The sequence below is a fragment of the Arthrobacter sp. P1_A5 genome (assembly GCF_056406825.1).
In genome coordinates, this window is record NZ_JBFTZL010000012.1 from 1 (window position 1) to 19,005 (window position 19,005).

General features: G+C 63.1%; 14 protein-coding genes. 2 read left to right on the top strand and 12 right to left on the bottom strand.

Annotated features, from left to right (window positions below; genetic code table 11):
* The 5 genes from rplB to rpsJ all read right to left on the bottom strand — a co-directional run.
* Nucleotides 1–758: 50S ribosomal protein L2 (rplB, locus tag AC1D1S_RS04335; protein WP_476993828.1), on the bottom strand; the 758-nt coding region annotated here is incomplete at its 3' end.
* A gap of 29 nt (nucleotides 759–787) precedes the next feature.
* A complete protein-coding gene (gene rplW / locus AC1D1S_RS04340; RefSeq protein ID WP_018773664.1) occupies nucleotides 788–1,093 on the bottom strand; it encodes a 50S ribosomal protein L23 in 306 nt (101 codons plus the stop codon).
* Nucleotides 1,090–1,710, bottom strand: a complete 621-nt coding sequence (gene rplD, locus AC1D1S_RS04345; protein ID WP_028275117.1) for a 50S ribosomal protein L4 — start codon at nucleotides 1,708–1,710, stop codon at nucleotides 1,090–1,092. Before rplD ends, rplW begins: the two co-directional genes overlap by 4 nt.
* Nucleotides 1,711–1,714: 4 nt before the next feature.
* Nucleotides 1,715–2,365, bottom strand: coding sequence for a 50S ribosomal protein L3 (rplC, locus tag AC1D1S_RS04350; protein WP_476993829.1), 651 nt, complete (start codon nucleotides 2,363–2,365; stop codon nucleotides 1,715–1,717).
* 17 nt (nucleotides 2,366–2,382) lie between these two features.
* Nucleotides 2,383–2,691 (bottom strand): 30S ribosomal protein S10, encoded by a 309-nt coding sequence (gene rpsJ / locus AC1D1S_RS04355; protein WP_003803825.1) that lies wholly within the window; start codon nucleotides 2,689–2,691, stop codon nucleotides 2,383–2,385.
* A gap of 511 nt (nucleotides 2,692–3,202) precedes the next feature.
* Here rpsJ and AC1D1S_RS04360 point away from each other — a divergent pair.
* Nucleotides 3,203–4,627, top strand: coding sequence for a GH1 family beta-glucosidase (locus AC1D1S_RS04360; protein ID WP_476993830.1), 1,425 nt, complete (start codon nucleotides 3,203–3,205; stop codon nucleotides 4,625–4,627).
* A 16-nt stretch (nucleotides 4,628–4,643) separates the two neighbouring features.
* Here the strand turns inward: AC1D1S_RS04360 and AC1D1S_RS04365 are convergent, their stop codons facing one another.
* The 7 genes from AC1D1S_RS04365 to rpoB all read right to left on the bottom strand — a co-directional run bounded on the left by AC1D1S_RS04365 (nucleotide 4,644) and on the right by rpoB (nucleotide 17,321).
* The gene (locus AC1D1S_RS04365; RefSeq protein WP_256860042.1) at nucleotides 4,644–4,769 is read right to left on the bottom strand and encodes a hypothetical protein; all 126 of its coding nucleotides are present in this window, start codon (nucleotides 4,767–4,769) and stop codon (nucleotides 4,644–4,646) included.
* Nucleotides 4,770–4,913: 144 nt separating this feature from the next.
* Nucleotides 4,914–6,104, bottom strand: coding sequence for an elongation factor Tu (gene tuf / locus AC1D1S_RS04370; RefSeq protein ID WP_018773660.1), 1,191 nt, complete (start codon nucleotides 6,102–6,104; stop codon nucleotides 4,914–4,916).
* A gap of 267 nt (nucleotides 6,105–6,371) precedes the next feature.
* On the bottom strand, nucleotides 6,372–8,486 hold the full coding sequence (gene fusA, locus AC1D1S_RS04375) for an elongation factor G (RefSeq protein ID WP_028275119.1): 2,115 nt from the start codon (nucleotides 8,484–8,486) through the stop codon (nucleotides 6,372–6,374).
* A 69-nt stretch (nucleotides 8,487–8,555) separates the two neighbouring features.
* Nucleotides 8,556–9,026: a 30S ribosomal protein S7 gene (gene rpsG, locus AC1D1S_RS04380; RefSeq protein WP_011692813.1), complete on the bottom strand. Its 471-nt coding sequence runs from the start codon at nucleotides 9,024–9,026 to the stop codon at nucleotides 8,556–8,558.
* Between the two features lies 1 nt (nucleotide 9,027).
* On the bottom strand, nucleotides 9,028–9,402 hold the full coding sequence (rpsL, locus tag AC1D1S_RS04385; protein ID WP_018773658.1) for a 30S ribosomal protein S12: 375 nt from the start codon (nucleotides 9,400–9,402) through the stop codon (nucleotides 9,028–9,030).
* 398 nt (nucleotides 9,403–9,800) lie between these two features.
* Nucleotides 9,801–13,700 carry a DNA-directed RNA polymerase subunit beta' gene (locus tag AC1D1S_RS04390; protein WP_476993831.1) on the bottom strand — a complete coding sequence of 1,300 codons (3,900 nt, stop codon included), beginning with the start codon at nucleotides 13,698–13,700 and terminating at the stop codon, nucleotides 9,801–9,803.
* A gap of 105 nt (nucleotides 13,701–13,805) precedes the next feature.
* Nucleotides 13,806–17,321 carry a DNA-directed RNA polymerase subunit beta gene (gene rpoB / locus AC1D1S_RS04395; protein ID WP_028275121.1) on the bottom strand — a complete coding sequence of 1,172 codons (3,516 nt, stop codon included), beginning with the start codon at nucleotides 17,319–17,321 and terminating at the stop codon, nucleotides 13,806–13,808.
* A gap of 464 nt (nucleotides 17,322–17,785) precedes the next feature.
* Here rpoB and AC1D1S_RS04400 point away from each other — a divergent pair, with 464 nt between their 5' ends.
* Nucleotides 17,786–18,985: an acetyl-CoA C-acetyltransferase gene (locus AC1D1S_RS04400; protein ID WP_459385405.1), complete on the top strand. Its 1,200-nt coding sequence runs from the start codon at nucleotides 17,786–17,788 to the stop codon at nucleotides 18,983–18,985.
* The last annotated feature ends 20 nt before the right edge of the window (nucleotides 18,986–19,005 follow it).

A 19,005-nucleotide genomic window follows, 5' to 3' on the forward strand; every position in this document is an offset into this window, starting at 1 on the left:
CGCTTACCGTTCGGGTTGACGGGGTGACGTCCACCGGACGTCTTACCCTCGCCACCACCGTGGGGGTGGTCAACCGGGTTCATGGCGACACCACGGACGRTCGGGCGAACGCCCTTCCACCGCATACGGCCGGCCTTGCCCCAGTTGATGTTCGACTGCTCGGCGTTGCCGACCTCGCCGACGGTTGCGCGGCAGCGCACGTCAACGTTGCGGATTTCGCCGGAAGGCAGACGCAGCTGGGCGAAACGGCCTTCCTTTGCAACGAGCTGGATCGATGCGCCGGCGGAGCGGCCCATCTTGGCGCCGCCACCCGGACGCAGTTCGACTGCGTGGATTACGGTACCGACCGGGATGTTGCGCAGCGGAAGGTTGTTGCCGGGCTTGATGTCAGCGTCGGCGCCGGCCTCTACGAAGTCGCCCTGGGACAGCTTGTTCGGGGCGATGATGTAACGCTTGGTGCCATCAACGTAGTGCAGGAGGGCGATCCGAGCCGTGCGGTTCGGGTCGTACTCGATTTCGGCAACGCGGGCGTTGACGCCGTCCTTGTCGTGGCGACGGAAGTCGATCAGACGGTACTGGCGCTTGTGTCCACCACCCTTGTGACGGGTCGTGATCTTACCGGAGTTGTTACGGCCACCCTTTTTCGGGAGGGGACGTACCAACGACTTTTCCGGCGTCGACCGCGTGATTTCAGTGAAGTCCGCTACGCTCGAGCCGCGACGGCCCGGGGTAGTCGGCTTGTATTTACGGATTCCCATAATTTATTTCCTCGTTAAAGTGGTCTCCGCTATGAAAGCGGACCGCCGAAGATGTCGATAGTGCCTTCTTTGAGGCTCACAATTGCACGCTTGGTGTTCTTGCGGGTACCCCAGCCGAATTTGGTGCGCTTGCGCTTACCGGCACGGTTGATGGTGTTGATCGATTCGACCTTGACGGAGAAAATCTTCTCCACGGCCAGCTTGATCTCGGTCTTGTTCGAGCGGGGGTCCACCAGGAAGGTGTACTTGCCCTCGTCGATCAGGCCGTAGCTCTTTTCCGAGACAACGGGTGCAAGCACGACGTCGCGCGGGTCTTTGATGGTGGCTGCACTCACTTGGCATCCTCCTCGTTCTTTGCAACCTTGTCAGCAACGAATGCTTCGTAGGCAGCCTTGGTGAAGACTACGTCGTCGGAAACGAGAACGTCGTAGGTGTTCAGCTGGTCTGCGTACAGAACGTGAACTTCCTCGAGGTTGCGCACGGACAGTGCAGCAACATCGTTGGCGCGCTCAATGACAACGAGCAGGTTCTTGCGCTCGGAAACTCCGCGCAGGGTTGCCAGTGCTTCCTTGGAGGACGGCGTGGAGCCGGCAACCAGGTCAGCAACGACGTGGACGCGGCCGTTGCGGGCGCGGTCCGAGAGTGCGCCGCGCAGTGCAGCAGCAATCATCTTCTTGGGGGTGCGCTGGCTGTAGTCACGCGGCGTGGGGCCGTGGACAACGCCACCACCGGTCATGTGAGGAGCACGGATGGAACCCTGACGGGCGCGGCCGGTGCCCTTCTGCTTGAACGGCTTGCGACCTGCACCGGAAACCTCGGCGCGGGTCTTGGTCTTGTGGGTACCCTGGCGAGCAGCAGCGAGCTGGGCAACGACGACCTGGTGCAGCAGCGGCACGTTGGTCTGTACGTCGAAGATCTCTGCAGGCAGGTCAACCTTGACAGTGCTAGTCATTGAACTAGGCTCCCTTCACGGCGGTGCGTACGAGTACGACCTGGCCGCGGGCGCCGGGAACGGCGCCCTTGATCAGGAGCAGCGACTTCTCGACGTCAACCGCGTGGACCGTGAGGTTCAGCGTGGTGTGACGAACGGCGCCCATGCGGCCGGCCATTTTCATGCCCTTGAAGACGCGGCTCGGGGTGGATGCGCCACCGATAGAACCGGGCTTACGGTGGTTCTTGTGGGCACCGTGGGAAGCTCCAACGCCGTGGAAGCCGTGACGCTTCATAACACCGGCGAAGCCCTTACCCTTGGTGGTGCCAACGACGTCGATCTTCTGGCCGGMTTCGAAGAGCTCTACGGAGAGCTCCTGGCCCAGCTCGTAAGAGTCAGCATCTGCAGTGCGCAGTTCTACGACGTGGCGGCGAGGCGTGACGCCTGCCTTTTCAAAGTGACCAGCCAGCGGCTTGGTGACCTTGCGGGGATCGATCTGGCCGTAGCCGATCTGAACGGCGACATAGCCATCAGTTTCTGCGTTGCGCAGCTGCGTGATGACGTTCGAGTCAGCCTGGACCACAGTGACGGGGATGAGCTTGTTGTTCTCGTCCCAGACCTGGGTCATGCCGAGCTTCGTGCCCAGCAGGCCCTTTACGTTACGGGTTGCGGTCATAGTCTCTCAGCACCTCCCTACAGCTTGATTTCGATGTTCACGTCGGCCGGCAGGTCGAGACGCATGAGCGAATCAACAGCCTTGGGCGTGGGGTCGATGATGTCGATAAGACGCTTGTGCGTGCGCATTTCGAAGTGCTCGCGGCTGTCCTTGTACTTGTGCGGAGAGCGAATAACGCAGTAAACGTTCTTCTCCGTCGGCAGCGGCACGGGGCCAACTACAGTTGCGCCTGCGCGCGTGACCGTCTCAACGATCTTCCGTGCTGAAACGTCAATGACCTCGTGGTCATATGACTTCAGCCGGATGCGGATTTTTTGTCCCGCCATGTCGCCTGACTCTCTTTCAGTCTGTGCTTCCCCTGATTAGGGCTGCCCTGTTCACTTACTAGTTGTATGGCTGCCGAAGCATTTGAAGTCGTGACTACCACCCGCCGCACAAGCTGAATCCGGAAGGATCCGGGTTCCTCAACCTGCCGACGCAACCGACCCCCGCGGTCGGGCGTGTCGCATGTTTTCACACGTACGCGTCCGCAATTCCATGGGGAGTGGGTTATGTTTGGTCTCTYACTTGGACCCTGGCATCCGGCATTATCCGGATCGGGACGCGAAAGAGCGCTTGAACAACTCATCTAGTATGCCGGAATTTGCGGGCAGAAGCGAATCAGCCCCTCTGCACGGCCTTGCAGCCACAGTACTGCAATCGCAGTAGTGCAATCACAGTACTGCAAGCGCAACCGTGCAGCCGTGCAGCCGAACAGGCAACGTACTGCAGTCGCAGTAGTGCAATCACTACCGGAGGGCCATTGTCCTGAATCGCCGTCGAATGGATGATAGGGGCATGACTGTGCAGGACTCTGTAGCAGTTCAGGCCCTCGCCGCACGCCTGAGCCCCGGATTCACCCTGGGTGTTTCCTCCGCGGCCTTCCAGATCGAGGGCAGCCTTGCCGCCGGCGGCCGCGGACCCTCCGGCTGGGACGCCTTTGCCGAAAAGCCCGGCAACATCCTGCATGGGCACTCCCCCGCCGTGGCCTGCGACCACTACAACCGCGCCGAGGAAGACATCGAACTGATGCGCGATCTCGGGATCGATTCCTACCGCTTTTCGATCTCGTGGCCGCGGGTCCAGCCCGAGGGCAGCGGCCGCTTCAATGCGGCCGGGCTGGACTTCTACGACCGCCTGATCGACCGGCTCCTCGCCGCCGGCATCTCCCCCATGGCCACTCTCTACCACTGGGATACGCCGCTGCCCCTCGAGCACCGGGGCGGCTGGATGAACCGTTCGACGGCGGAACGGTTCGCCGAGTACAGCGCGGCCGCCGGCAAGCGGTTCGGCGACCGCGTGGCGCAGTGGGTGACGCTGAACGAGCCCGCCTCAGTTACCCTGAACGGCTACGCCCTGGGCGTGCACGCGCCCGGCCGCGGCCTGCTCTTCGATGCCCTGCCGTCGGTGCGGCATCAGCTCCTGGGGCACGGGCTGGCGGTTCAGGCGCTGCGCGCGGAGGGCGTCGCCGGCGCCGTCGGGGTCGCGAACCTGCATTCCCCGGTCCGGCCTGCTTCCGGTTCGCCAACAGACAGGATGCTGGCCAGGGTGTTCGACTTCGTGCTGAACCGGCTCTACGCTGACCCGATCCTCCTGGGCCGCTTTCCCCGGCTGCCGCTGATCGCCCGGCCGTGGTTCCGTTCAATGCGGAGCATCAGCGACGCGGACCTGGCCACGATCCACCAGCCGCTGGATTTCTACGGCCTGAACTATTACTACCCCGTGAAGGTGGCCACGGGACGCGGCGTCGACAGCCCCTCGGCAACCGCGGAGGCGATGCTGAAAGTCCCGTTCCATATGGCCGCGTTCCCGGAGTACGAACGCACGGGATTCGGCTGGCCGGTCGCTCCGGACCACCTGGGGATCCTGCTCCGGGAGCTGAAGGACCGGTACGGGTCTTCGCTGCCGCCGCTCTACATCACCGAGAGCGGGGCGAGCTTCCCCGAACCCGACCACGTCACCGGCCCCATTCCCGATGCCGGCCGGATCAGCTACCTCGCTGCACACCTCAGCCAGGCGGTCGAGGCCACCTCCCCCGGGGGCGTGGCACACGACGTCGAACTGCTCGGCTATTACGTCTGGACGCTGATGGACAACTTCGAATGGGCGGCAGGCTACTCGCAGCGCTTCGGCCTGGTGCACGTCGATTTCACGAGCCTCAAGCGCACCCCGAAAGACTCGTACTACTGGTACCAGGCCCTCGCGCGGGCACGCCGGGCCTGAGCCCCGCCCGGCCCCGCTACTGGTTGCGGTTGGACCTATTGATGCGCTTGGCGCGCTCGATCTCCTGGCGGAAGTGCCTCTTCGCCCAAAAGAACGCGACGACGACCGCGGCGGCGATCAGTAGAAAAATGAACCAGCCCATGGTGAACTCCCTTCCCTTCCTGCAAAGGTATCAGGAACTTAAAAGGAACAGCCCCGCTGCAAGTGCAGCGGGGCTGTTCCCGATCCTCTGGTCAGCTGCCAGACGGCTGGCTGATCAGGGGCAAAGCATCAGATCGGCAAGTAATTACTTGATGATCTTGGTGACGCGTCCTGAACCAACGGTGCGGCCGCCTTCGCGGATAGCGAAGCCGAGGCCCTCTTCCATTGCGATCGGCTGGATGAGCGCAACGGTCATCTCAGTGTTGTCGCCGGGCATAACCATTTCCGTGCCTTCCGGCAGGGTGATAACGCCGGTTACGTCCGTGGTGCGGAAGTAGAACTGCGGGCGGTAGTTGGAGTAGAACGGGTTGTGACGTCCGCCTTCGTCCTTGGAGAGGATGTAGACGTTAGCCTCGAAGTCGGTGTGCGGGGTGATGGAACCCGGCTTGACGACAACCTGGCCACGCTCGACATCGTCGCGCTTCAGACCGCGGAGCAGGAGGCCACAGTTCTCGCCGGCCCATGCTTCGTCGAGCTGCTTGTGGAACATCTCGATACCGGTAACCGTGGTCTTCTGGACCGGGCGGATGCCGACGATCTCGACCTCGGAGTTGATGGCGAGGGTTCCACGCTCGGCGCGGCCCGTAACAACGGTGCCACGGCCGGTGATCGTGAAGACATCTTCGATCGGCATCAGGAAGGGCTTGTCACGGTCACGTACGGGGTCCGGAACGGACTCGTCGACAGCAGCCATGAGGTCCTCAACGGACTTGACCCAGACGGGGTCGCCTTCGAGCGCCTTCAGGCCGGAAACGCGAACAACCGGAGCCTCGTCGCCATCGAAGCCCTGCGAGCTGAGCAGCTCGCGAACTTCCATTTCAACGAGGTCGAGGAGCTCTTCGTCGTCAACCATGTCAGCCTTGTTCAGCGCGACCAGCAGGTAGGGAACGCCAACCTGGCGGGCGAGCAGAACGTGCTCGCGGGTCTGAGCCATCGGGCCGTCAGTGGCGGCAACCACGAGGATTGCACCGTCCATCTGAGCAGCGCCGGTGATCATGTTCTTGATGTAGTCAGCGTGACCCGGAGCGTCTACGTGTGCGTAGTGGCGCTTCTCGGTCTGGTACTCAACGTGGGAGATGTTGATGGTAATGCCGCGCTGACGCTCTTCGGGAGCAGAGTCAATCGACGCGAAGTCACGCTTCTCGTTGAGAGTCGGGTACTTGTCGTACAGCACCTTGGAAATGGCGGCCGTCAGCGTCGTCTTACCGTGGTCAACGTGACCAATGGTACCGATGTTAACGTGCGGCTTAGTCCGCTCGAACTTTGCCTTTGCCACAGGTTCCTCCTAGAACGTTTTCAAATTGACTTACCCTTCGGCCGCGCTTGTCGCGGCAGAAACTCCAGTAAGTCTACTTGGGGGGCTTTGGATTGATGAAATTGCAGATTCAGGTACTAATGCTAGTGCCTAGAGCCTGTTCGTGCAGGCGGCCGAACTCCGGCCTGGCCGGACTACAGCTGACCGGAGTCCGGCCGCCTGCACCAGATGTGTCTCCGCTGGCGGAGACGCACCCGAGTTTCTTGTTGCTGCGAGGCGTCCTGGGGACTACTCGCCGCGGTTCTTCTGGATGATCTCGTCGGCGACTGCCTTCGGGACCTCGGCGTAGCTGTTGAACGTCATGGAGTACACAGCGCGGCCCTGGGTCTTCGAGCGCAGGTCACCGATGTAGCCGAACATGCCGGACAGCGGGACGTGTGCGCGAATAACCTTGACGCCCTGGGCATCTTCCATGGACTGCATCTGGCCACGGCGGGAGTTGAGGTCACCGATAACTTCACCCATGTATTCCTCAGGGGTGCGGACCTCGACATCCATCAGCGGTTCGAGCAGGACAGGGTTCGCCTTGCGTGCGGCTTCCTTGAAAGCCATACGGCCGGCGATCTTGAACGCCATTTCCGAGGAGTCAACATCGTGGTAAGCGCCGTCAATCAGCGTCGCCTTGATGCCGACAACCGGGTAACCGGCCAGGACGCCGTCGTTAAGCGCGTCCTGGATGCCGGCGTCGACCGACGGGATGTACTCGCGCGGAACGCGGCCACCGGTGACCTTGTTCTCGAACTCGTACAGCTCGCCACCTGAGGTGTCCAGCGGCTCGATCGCGATCTGGATCTTTGCGAACTGGCCGGAACCACCGGTCTGCTTCTTGTGCGTGTAGTCGTGACGCTCTACAGCACGCTTGATGGTTTCGCGGTAAGCAACCTGCGGCTTGCCAACGTTTGCCTCGACCTTGAATTCGCGGCGCATGCGGTCCACCAGGATGTCCAGGTGGAGCTCGCCCATGCCGGCGATGATGGTCTGGCCGGTGTCCTCGTTGAGGGAGACCTGGAAGGTCGGGTCCTCAGCGGAGAGCTTCTGGATGGCCGTGGAGAGCTTCTCCTGGTCACCCTTCGTGTTCGGCTCGATCGCAACCGAGATCACGGGCTCCGGGAAGCTCATGGACTCGAGGACAATCTGGTTGGCCGGATCGCACAGGGTGTCGCCCGTGGTGGTGTCCTTGAGGCCGATCGCTGCGTAGATGTGGCCGGCGGTAGCGCCGTCGACGGGCATTTCCTTGTTGGCGTGCATCTGGAACAGCTTGCCGATGCGCTCCTTCTTGCCCTTGGTGGAGTTGACCACCTGCGAGCCTGCTTCCACGTGACCGGAGTACACGCGGACGAAGGTCAGCTGGCCGAAGAAGGGGTGCGCGGCGATCTTGAACGCCAGTGCGGAGAAGGGCTCTTCAGAGGAGGGCTTACGGGTAAGCTCCTTCTCTTCGTCGCGGGGATCGTGACCGATCATCGGCGGGACGTCGAGCGGGTTCGGCAGGTAGTCCACCACAGCGTCGAGCATGGGCTGGACGCCGCGGTTCTTGAATGCAGAACCACAGAAGACCGGGTAGATCTCAGAGTTGATCGTCATCTTGCGGATGCCGGCCTTGAGCTCATCGATGCTGATCTCTTCGCCCTCAAGGTACTTCTCCATGAGTTCCTCGGAGGACTCGGCAACGGTCTCAATGAGCGTTGCGCGGTACTCTTCGGCCTTCGCCTGGAGGTCAGCAGGGATCTCGCGGATCTCGTACTTGGCACCCATGGTGACGTCACCCTTGGCGTCGCCGGGCCAGACCAGCGAACGCATGTAGAGGAGGTCGACGACGCCGATGAAGTCGTTCTCGGCGCCGATCGGCAGCTGCATGACGAGCGGCTTGGCACCGAGACGGCTGATGATGGTGTCGACGGTGAAGTAGAAGTCAGCGCCGAGCTTGTCCATCTTGTTGACGAAGCAGATGCGCGGAACGTTGTACTTGTCAGCCTGGCGCCAAACAGTCTCGGACTGCGGCTCCACGCCTTCCTTGCCGTCGAACACGGCGACTGCGCCGTCGAGGACGCGCAGGGAGCGCTCAACCTCGACCGTGAAGTCAACGTGGCCGGGGGTGTCGATGATGTTGATCTGGTTGTTTTCCCAGAAGCAGGTCACGGCGGCAGACGTGATGGTGATGCCGCGTTCCTTTTCCTGTTCCATCCAGTCAGTCGTCGAAGCGCCGTCGTGCGTTTCGCCGATCTTGTGGTTCACACCCGTGTAGAACAGGATGCGCTCGGTAGTAGTGGTCTTGCCGGCATCGATGTGGGCCATGATGCCGATATTGCGGACCTTGCTAAGGTCGGTAAGCACGTCCTGTGCCACGGTGTCTCCCTTTCGGATGGACTGCACGTTCGCCGCCGGCTCAGTCGAGCCGGCGGCGTCCGGGAAGTATTACCAGCGGTAGTGTGCGAAGGCCTTGTTGGACTCGGCCATCTTGTGGGTGTCTTCGCGACGCTTCACAGCGGCACCGAGACCGTTCGAGGCATCCAGGATTTCGTTCTGGAGGCGCTCGGTCATGGTCTTTTCGCGGCGGGCCTTGGAGTAGCCAACCAGCCAGCGGAGGGCGAGGGCCGTGGAACGGCCCGGCTTGACCTCAACGGGAACCTGGTACGTGGCGCCACCAACACGGCGGGAGCGGACCTCAAGTGAAGGCTTGACGTTCTCCATGGCCTTCTTGAGGGCTGCAACGGGGTCGCCGCCGGACTTGGCGCGAGCACCCTCGAGTGCACCGTAAACGATGCGCTCTGCGGTGGACTTCTTGCCGTCAACCAGCACCTTGTTGATGAGCTGGGTGACCAGCGGGGAGCCGTAAACGGGATCTAGAACTAGCGGCCGCTTGGGGGCCGGACCCTTGCGAGGCATATTACTTCTTCTCCATCTTTGCGCCGTAGCGGCTGCGAGCCTGCTTACGGTTCTTGACACCCTGGGTATCGAGGGCGCCACGGACGATCTTGTAGCGGACACCCGGAAGGTCCTTCACGCGGCCGCCGCGGACGAGCACAATGGAGTGCTCCTGCAGGTTGTGGCCCACACCGGGGATGTATGCGGTGACTTCAATGCCGCCGTTGAGGCGCACGCGAGCAACCTTACGCAGAGCCGAGTTCGGCTTCTTCGGGGTCGTCGTGTAAACGCGGGTGCAAACACCGCGGCGCATCGGGCTGCCGTTAAGCGCGGGAGCCTTGGTCTTTTTGACCTTAGGCGTGCGGCCCTTGCGGACCAGCTGGTTAATCGTAGGCACTCTCGTGTTCTCCGTTTTATCCGGAGCGGCCGTTGGCGGCCGCTCTCTTGTCGCTGCGCCTCGCCGCCCGAGCTTTGAAGTTCTCTCCAGAGCAGCTGAGGCGAAGCCTTAATAGTCGGACCGCACGCCGGGGTCCAAGGACTTTCGACCCGAACTGCCCCTAGGCATGCGAAAATGTGGCATACGTTGCACAAGAACCCTGCAAACCGGAAACGTCGTCCTGGTTGAATCTTTCAGCTGCAAGCTGTCTGACTCAAACCGGCGCACTCATCCACTGCCACAATAACAATTAGTCTCAAGTCTAACACGGACGGGTCCCAGCCCTTAATCGGCGGGGCTTACCACTGGAAAGGCCCCGCCCCCACCGAGGTGGGAACGGGGCCTGTCAGTCACTCAGCTCAGCGGAAGTCGCTGCCGAGATCGTAGTCATCCAGCGGGATGGCGTGGAACTCGGGAGCTCCGTCGCCGCCCAGCGAGTCGTAGGAGAAGTCACTGAATGCGCTGGGGCCGGTGAACAGGTTGGCCTTTGCTTCTTCAGTGGGTTCCACGGTGACCTCGGTGTAGCGCGGGAGACCCGTGCCGGCCGGGATGAGCTTACCGATGATGACGTTTTCCTTGAGGCCGAGCAGCGGATCGCTCTTGCCTTCCATGGCCGCCTGCGTCAGGACGCGGGTGGTCTCCTGGAAGGAAGCTGCGGACAGCCAGGACTCGGTCGCCAGGGACGCCTTGGTGATGCCCATGAGCTCGGGACGGCCGGATGCCGGCGTCTTGCCCTCGGACACAACGCGGCGGTTGGCCTCTTCGAAACGGCTGCGTTCGGCGAGCTCGCCGGGCAGCAGATCCGATTCGCCGGACTCGATGACCGTGACGCGGCGCAGCATCTGGCGGACGATAACCTCGACGTGCTTGTCGTGGATACCGATGCCCTGGCTGCGGTACACGCCCTGGACTTCGTCCACCAGGAACTTCTGCGCGGCGCGGGGACCCATGATGCGCAGCACCTGCTTGGGGTCGACCGGGCCGTTGATGAGCTTCTGGCCAACGCTGACGTGATCGCCGTCTTCGATGAGAAGACGTGAACGGCGCAGCACCGGGTAAGCGATCTCTTCAGATCCGTCATCCGGGGTGATGACCAGGCGCATCTGGCGCTCGGACTCTTCGATGGTGATGCGGCCGGCTGCTTCAGCAATCGGTGCGACACCCTTCGGAGTACGGGCTTCGAAGAGCTCCTGGATACGGGGCAGACCCTGGGTGATGTCGTCGCCACCGCTGGCGGAAACAGCACCACCGGTGTGGAACGTACGCATGGTCAGCTGGGTACCCGGCTCACCGATGGACTGCGCGGCAATAATGCCCACGGCCTCACCGATGTCGACGGTCTTGCCAGTGGCCAGCGAACGGCCGTAGCACAGGGCGCAGGTGCCGACGCTGGACTCACAGGTGAGTACGGAGCGGACCTTGACCTCGGTGATGCCGGCTGCGAACAGTTCGGCAATGACGACGTCGCCGCAGTCGGTGCCGGCAGCTGCCAGGACCTTGCCCTTGGAGTCGACGACGTCGACTGCCAGGGTGCGGGCGTAGGCGCTGTTCTCGACGTTCTCGTCCAGGACGAGGACGCCGTTGGCGTCGGCCACCGCGATGGCCGTCATCAGGCCGCGCTCGGTACCGCAGTCCTCTTCGCGGACGATGACGTCCTGCGACACGTCCACCAGACGACGGGTCAGGTAACCCGAGTTGGCGGTACGCAGGGCGGTGTCAGCCAGACCCTTACGGGCACCGTGCGTGGCGATGAAGTATTCCAGCACCGAGAGGCCCTCGCGGTAGGAGGACTTGATCGGACGCGGGATGATTTCACCCTTAGGGTTGGCCACCAGGCCACGGATACCCGCGATCTGACGGACCTGCATCCAGTTACCACGTGCGCCCGAGGACACCATGCGGTTGATCGTGTTCATCGGGGACAGGCTGTCACGCATCGCCTGGGCGATCTCGTTCGTTGCCTTGTTCCAGATCTCGATCAGTTCCTGGCGACGCTCGTCGTCGTCGATCAGGCCCTTGTCGTACTGGCCCTGGATCTTGGCGGCCATGGTCTCGTAACCGGCGAGGATCCGCGGCTTGTCCGTGGGCACCTCGATGTCGGAGATGGCAACGGTCACGCCGGAGCGGGTGGCCCAGTAGAAACCGGCATCCTTCAGGTTGTCCAGCGTTGCCGCCGTGATCACCTTCGGGTAGCGCTCGGCGAGGTCGTTGACGATCGTGGACAGCTCGCCCTTGTCGGCAACGTTCTCAACCCACGGGTAGTCCGCGGGCAGCGTCTGGTTGAAGATGACCTGGCCGAGCGAGGTCTCGACCAGTGTGGTCTGACCGGGCTCCCAGCCCTCCGGGGCTTCCCAGCCGGCGTAGGGCACGAAGCCCTCGAGCCGGATCTTGACCTTGGAGTTCAGGTGCAGCTCGTGAAGGTCGTAGGCCATGATGGCTTCCGCGACCGAGGAGAAGATCCGGCCTTCGCCAGCTGAACCGACACGCTTGGTGGTCAGGTGGTAGAGACCGATGATCATATCCTGCGACGGCAGGGTCACCGGGCGGCCGTCAGACGGCTTCAGGATGTTGTTCGAGGAGAGCATCAGGATGCGGGCCTCGGCCTGGGCTTCGGGGCTCAGCGGCAGGTGGACTGCCATCTGGTCGCCGTCGAAGTCGGCGTTGAACGCGCCACAAACCAGCGGGTGCAGCTGGATTGCCTTGCCTTCAACAAGCTGCGGCTCGAACGCCTGGATGCCGAGACGGTGCAGGGTAGGTGCACGGTTCAGCAGCACGGGGTGCTCGGTGATGATCTCTTCGAGGACGTCCCAGACCTGCGGACGGTAACGCTCCACCATGCGCTTGRCCGACTTGATGTTCTGGGCGTGGTTGAGGTCCACCAGGCGCTTCATCACGAACGGCTTGAAGAGCTCCAGGGCCATCTGCTTGGGCAGACCACACTGGTGCAGCTTCAGCTGCGGGCCGACGACGATGACCGAACGGCCGGAGTAGTCGACGCGCTTGCCGAGGAGGTTCTGGCGGAAACGGCCCTGCTTGCCCTTGAGCATGTCGCTCAGGGACTTCAGCGGACGGTTGCCCGGTCCGGTGACCGGACGGCCGCGGCGGCCGTTGTCGAAGAGGCTGTCAACAGCTTCCTGAAGCATGCGCTTCTCGTTGTTGACGATGATCTCCGGMGCACCGAGGTCRAGCAGSCGCTTGAGGCGGTTGTTSCGGTTGATCACGCGGCGGTAGAGGTCGTTGAGGTCGGAGGTCGCGAAGCGGCCACCGTCCAGCTGGACCATCGGGCGCAGTTCCGGCGGGATCACCGGGACGGCGTCCAGCACCATGCCGAGCGGGCTGTTGTTGGTCGTCAGGAACGCGTTGACCACCTTGAGCCGCTTCAGGGCGCGGGTCTTGCGCTGGCCCTTGCCGTTGGCGATGATGTCGCGCAGCATGTCCGACTCGGCCTGCATGTCGAAGTTCTCAAGGCGCTTCTTGATGGCCTCGGCGCCCATGGAGCCTTCGAAGTACATGCCGTAGCGGTCGCGCAGTTCGCGGTACAGGCCTTCGTCACCTTCCAGGTCTGCGACCTTGAGGTTCTTGAAGCGGTCCCAGACCTGCTCGAGGCGCTCGATTTCGGCGTCGGCACGCTTGCGGACGTTCGCCATCTGGCGGTCAGCGGAGTCGCGGGCCTTCTTCTTGTCGGCAGCCTTCGCGCCTTCGCCTTCGAGACGGGCAAGCTCGTTCTCAAGGTCGCGGGCGATCGTGGCGATGTCCGAGTCGCGGTTGTCGATCAGCTGCTTCTTCTCGATGTCGTGCTCAACCTGGAGGTTGGGCAGTTCTTCGTGGCGGCTGTCGGCGTCGACGCTCGTGATCATGTAGGCGGCGAAGTAGATGACCTTTTCGAGGTCCTTCGGTGCCAGGTCAAGGAGGTAGCCCAGGCGGGAGGGAACGCCCTTGAAGTACCAGATGTGCGTGACCGGGGCGGCGAGCTCGATGTGGCCCATGCGCTCACGGCGGACCTTGGCGCGGGTGACCTCAACGCCACACCGCTCGCAGATGATGCCCTTGAAGCGCACGCGCTTGTACTTGCCGCAGTAGCATTCCCAGTCGCGGGACGGGCCGAAGATCTTCTCGCAGAAGAGGCCGTCCTTCTCGGGCTTGAGCGTGCGGTAGTTGATGGTTTCCGGCTTCTTAACCTCGCCGTACGACCAGCCACGGATGTCTTCCGCGGTGGCGAGGCCGATCTGCATGAGGCCGAAGGAGGATTCGCTGGACATATGGTCCCTGTTCTCTCTTGTTCTCTAAATTCTGAAGTCTTGGGTTACGGGAAGAGGGAGGTGGCTTAYGACGGCGAGTGCGAACCCGCCGTCGTAAACCCCCCGCTAAACCTCTTCTACGGAACTGGGCTCTGCACGAGACAGATCGATGCCCAGTTCTTCCGCAGCCGTGAAGACTGCGTCATCAGAGTCACGCATTTCAATTGTGGTTCCGTCCGTGGAAAGCACTTCCACGTTCAGGCACAGCGACTGCATTTCCTTGATCAAGACCTTGAAGGACTCAGGAACGCCCGGCTCGGGGATGTTCTCGCCCTTGACGATGGCTTCGTAGACCTTCACACGACCGTGGATATCATCCGACTTGATCGTCAGCAGTTCCTGGAGCGTGTACGCGGCGCCGTAAGCCTCGAGCGCCCACACTTCCATTTCACCGAAGCGCTGGCCACCGAACTGTGCCTTACCACCCAGCGGCTGCTGCGTGATCATGGAGTACGGGCCGGTGGAGCGGGCGTGGATCTTGTCGTCCACCAGGTGGTGGAGCTTCAGGATGTACATGTAGCCGACCGAGATCGGATCCGGGAACGGCTCGCCGGAGCGGCCGTCGAACAGACGGGTCTTGCCGGAGGAGTTGATCAGGCGGTCGCCGTCGCGGGTGACGTTGGTGGAATCGAGCAGGCCCGTGATTTCCTCTTCACGCGCACCGTCGAAGACCGGCGTCGCCACAGTGGTCTGGCCACTCTCGCGCGGCAGGTTCGGCAGCTGCTTGACCCACTCGGGCTCGCCCTCGATCTTCCAGCCGGTCTTGGCAACCCAGCCGAGGTGCGTTTCCAGCACCTGGCCGACGTTCATGCGGCCCGGAACACCCAGCGGGTTCAGGACGATATCAACGGGGGTGCCGTCGGCAAGGAAGGGCATGTCCTCGATCGGAAGGATCTTGGAGATAACACCCTTGTTGCCGTGGCGGCCGGCGAGCTTGTCGCCGTCGGTGATCTTGCGCTTGGCAGCGACGTAGACGCGCACCAGCTGGTTGACGCCCGGGGGCAGCTCGTCGTCGTTGTCGCGGTCGAAGACGCGGACACCGATCACGGTGCCGGACTCGCCGTGCGGCACCTTCAGGGAGGTGTCGCGCACTTCGCGGGACTTCTCACCGAAGATGGCGCGCAGCAGGCGCTCTTCCGGGGTCAGCTCGGTCTCGCCCTTGGGGGTGACCTTACCAACCAGGATGTCGCCGGCCTCAACCTCGGCACCGATGTGGATGATGCCGCGCTCGTCCAGGCCTGCCAGGACTTCCTCAGACACGTTCGGGATGTCACGGGTGATTTCCTCGGCACCAAGCTTGGTGTCGCGGGCATCGATCTCGTGCTCCTCGATGTGGATCGAGGACAGGACATCCTCGGCCACGATGCGCTGGGACAGGATGATGGCATCCTCGAAGTTGTGGCCTTCCCATGACATGAATGCCACGAGCAGGTTCTTACCGAGGGCGAGCTCGCCCTGGTCCGTTGCCGGGCCGTCAGCGATGATGCCGCCGACCTCCAGGCGCTGGCCTTCGCTTACCAGGACACGGTGGTTGTAGCAGTTGCCCTGGTTGGAACGGGCGAACTTGTTGATGCGGTAGTTGGTTTCCGTACCGTCGTCGTTGAGCATGATGACCAGCTCAGCGGAGACCTCGGTAACCACACCGGCCTTCTTGGCGATGACAACGTCGCCGGCGTCGACGGCTGCGGCGCGCTCCATGCCGGTACCGACGAACGGTGCCTCGGAACGGACCAGCGGCACGGCCTGGCGCTGCATGTTGGCACCCATGAGTGCACGGTTGGCATCGTCATGCTCGAGGAACGGGATCAGGGCGGTAGCCACGGACACCATCTGGCGCGGGGAAACGTCCATGAACTCGACGTCGGCGGCGGGAACCAGCACAGGCTCGCCTCCACCACCGCGGGCACGGACCAGGACGGTCTCTTCCGCGAAACGCTTGTTCTCGTCGAGCGGTGCGTTGGCCTGTGCGATCAGGACCTCGGCTTCGTCGTCGGCCGTGAGGTACTTGACCTCATCGGAGACGACACCCTCGGCGACAAGGCGGTACGGGGTTTCGATGAAACCGAACGGGTTGATGCGTCCGTAGGAAGCCAGCGAACCGATCAGACCAATGTTCGGGCCTTCAGGAGTTTCGATGGGGCACATACGTCCGTAGTGGGACGGGTGCACGTCACGAACTTCCATGCCGGCACGGTCACGGGACAGACCACCCGGGCCAAGCGCGGACAGGCGGCGCTTGTGGGTCAGACCCGAGAGCGGGTTGTTCTGGTCCATGAACTGGGACAGCTGGGAAGTTCCGAAGAACTCCTTGATGGCTGCCACGACGGGACGGATGTTGATCAGGGTCTGCGGCGTGATGGCCTCGACGTCCTGGGTCGTCATGCGTTCGCGGACGACGCGCTCCATGCGGGACAGGCCTGTGCGGACCTGGTTCTCGATGAGCTCGCCGACGGCGCGGATGCGGCGGTTGCCGAAGTGGTCGATGTCATCGATCTCGACGCGGAGCTCGTGGTCCTGGCCGTCGCGCTTGCCCATGAGGGTCTTCTCACCGGCGTGCAGCGCAACCAGGAACTTGATCATGGCCACGATGTCTTCAACGTGCAGGACCGAAGCTTCCTTGTCGCCAAGGGAGCGGTCGATGCCAAGCTTGCGGTTGATCTTGTAACGGCCGACCTTGGCCAGATCGTAGCGCTTGGAGTTGAAGTACAGGTTGTCCAGCAGGGACTGGGCAGCCTCAACCGTGGGCGGCTCGCCCGGTCGCAGCTTCCGGTAGATGTCCAGCAACGCGTCTTCGCGGGTCTCGGTGGCGTCCTTCTCCAGCGTGGCGCGCATGGAGTCGTACTGGCCGAATTCCTCGAGGATCTGGCCTTCGGTCCAGCCGAGGGCCTTCAGCAGCACGGTGACGGACTGCTTGCGCTTGCGGTCAAGACGGACACCGACCTGGTCGCGCTTGTCGATTTCAAGCTCGAACCAGGCGCCGCGGGAGGGGATGATCTTCGCGGTGAAGATGTCCTTGTCGCTGGTCTTGTCGGCGGTGCGCTCAAAGTAGGCGCCCGGCGAGCGGACCAGCTGGGAGACGACGACACGCTCGGTGCCGTTGACGACGAAGGTGCCCTTCTCGGTCATCAGCGGGAAGTCACCCATGAACACGGTCTGCTGCTTGATTTCGCCCGTGTTGTTGTTCATGAACTCGGCCTTGACGTACAGCGGAGCCGAGTACGTTGCGTCCCGGTCCTTGCACTCAGCCATGGTGTATTTGGGGTCAGCGAACTCCGGCTCGGAGAAGCTCAGGGACATGGTGCCCTGGAAGTCTTCGATCGGGGAGATCTCTTCGAAGATGTCGGACAGACCCGAGGAGGTGGCGACGCTGAGGTCGCCTTCTTCGACGGCCTTCGCAACGCGCGCCTGCCAGCGTTCGTTCCCGACCAGCCAGTCAAAGCTGTCGGTTTGCAGGGCGAGCAGATTCGGAACATCAAGGGGTTCGTGAATCTTTGCGAATGAGAGCCGGCGGGTTGCACCGTCGGTGCTGTCGGCATTGATAGCGGTAGCGTTGTTTACATTAGAGGTGCTCGAGGCGACCAAGAGGGATCCTTCCACAGACCTTCAGGCGTTGTCAGATCTCCCCCGTTATGCACTCTGCAGAATGACTCCGCAGCGCTACCAGTCCGGTTCCGCTATATGACCCGGGACCCGCGCTGTCCATAGCTGGTGCACGTGGTAGACGGCACATTGATGGAACAGCTGTCAGGCTAAGCCCACCGCTATATGAAGGCTGAAGGTAAACAGGGAAGACGCAAATATCTACGATACGGCAAAGCAACCTACTTGTCTACCCCACTTCCGGCGGGATTGCAAGCACGAAGGTTGGCGGAATTTTCCCGGGCTCCTGGCGGAACCATTCGCAAGCTGCCCCGGGCAGCGCCCGGGGTGAGCGGGTCAGCGGCCGGGACCGTGGCCCGGACCGGGCCGGATCCGGGGCCGAATGGATAGGTGACGGGGCTCACGATAACGTAGACATAAGTCGAAGTAGATCGGAAGAAAACACCATGAGCAATCCTGCAGACAACAACGATGTTGTCATTCTCGCCGCAGCCCGCACCCCCCAGGGGCGCCTGAACGGGCAGCTGGCCAGCTTCACCGCCGTCGAGCTCGGCACCCACGCCATCCGCGCGGCCCTGGCCGCCAGCGGCGTCAAGGCCGACCAGGTGGACAGCGTGATCATCGGCCAGGTCCTGCAGGCCGGCGCGGGCCAGAACCCTGCGCGCCAGAGCGCCATCGGCGCCGGCATCGGCTGGAACGTGCCGACGGTGACCATCAACAAGGTCTGCCTCTCGGGCCTCACCGCCGTGATCGACGCCGCCCGGATGATCCGCAGCGGGGACGCCACGGTGGTGGTCGCCGGCGGCCAGGAGTCCATGACCCGCGCACCTCACGTGCTGCCCGGTTCCCGGCAGGGCTGGGCGTACGGCACGGTCCAGGCCCTGGACGTGGCCGCGCACGACGGCCTGACCGACGCCTTCGACGGGCAGTCCATGGGACTGTCGACCGAGAGCAAGAACCTGACCCTCGGCATTGACCGGGCCTCCCAGGACGAGGTGGCGGCCCAGTCGCACCAGCGTGCCGCCCGGGCCGCGAAGGACGGCGTCTTCGACGGCGAGATCGCCCCGATGAGCGTCAAGCAGCGCAAGGGCGATCCGATCGCCGTCACCTCCGACGAGGGCATCCGGCCCGACACGACCGTCGAATCGCTGGCCGGTCTGCGCGCGGCGTTCGTCACGGACGGAACCATCACCGCCGGCAACTCCTCTCCCCTGTCCGACGGCGCTGCCGCCCTGGTGCTGAGCAGCCGGAAGTTCGCCGAGGACAACGGTCTCGAGTACCTGGCGGTGGTCGGCAAACCGGGCCAGGTCGCGGGGCCGGACAACTCGCTGCATTCCCAGCCGTCGAACGCCATCAAGAACGCCCTGGACAAAGCCGGCTGGTCCGCCGCGGACCTCGACTTCATCGAAATCAACGAGGCTTTCGGTTCTGTCGCGGTGCAGTCCCTGAAGGATCTCAACTATCCGCTGGAGCAGTGCAACATCCACGGCGGGGCCATCGCCCTGGGCCACCCGATCGGGGCCTCGGGGGCCCGGCTGGCCCTGCACGCGGCCCACGAACTCAAGCGCCGGGGTACCGGCAAGGCGGCCGTGTCCCTGTGCGGCGGCGGCGGCCAGGGCGAAGCGCTGCTGCTGTACCGCGACTAAATCCGGTAACCGGCGGGCGG

Coding starts and splice junctions, on each gene's coding strand:
- rplD (WP_028275117.1), bottom strand. CDS start 1,710: ATGACTAGCACTGTCAAGGTTGACCTGCCTGCAGAGATCTTCGACGTA.
- rpsJ (WP_003803825.1), bottom strand. CDS start 2,691: ATGGCGGGACAAAAAATCCGCATCCGGCTGAAGTCATATGACCACGAG.
- AC1D1S_RS04360 (WP_476993830.1), top strand. CDS start 3,203: ATGACTGTGCAGGACTCTGTAGCAGTTCAGGCCCTCGCCGCACGCCTG.
- AC1D1S_RS04365 (WP_256860042.1), bottom strand. CDS start 4,769: ATGGGCTGGTTCATTTTTCTACTGATCGCCGCCGCGGTCGTCGTCGCG.
- rpsG (WP_011692813.1), bottom strand. CDS start 9,026: ATGCCTCGCAAGGGTCCGGCCCCCAAGCGGCCGCTAGTTCTAGATCCC.
- AC1D1S_RS04400 (WP_459385405.1), top strand. CDS start 17,786: ATGAGCAATCCTGCAGACAACAACGATGTTGTCATTCTCGCCGCAGCC.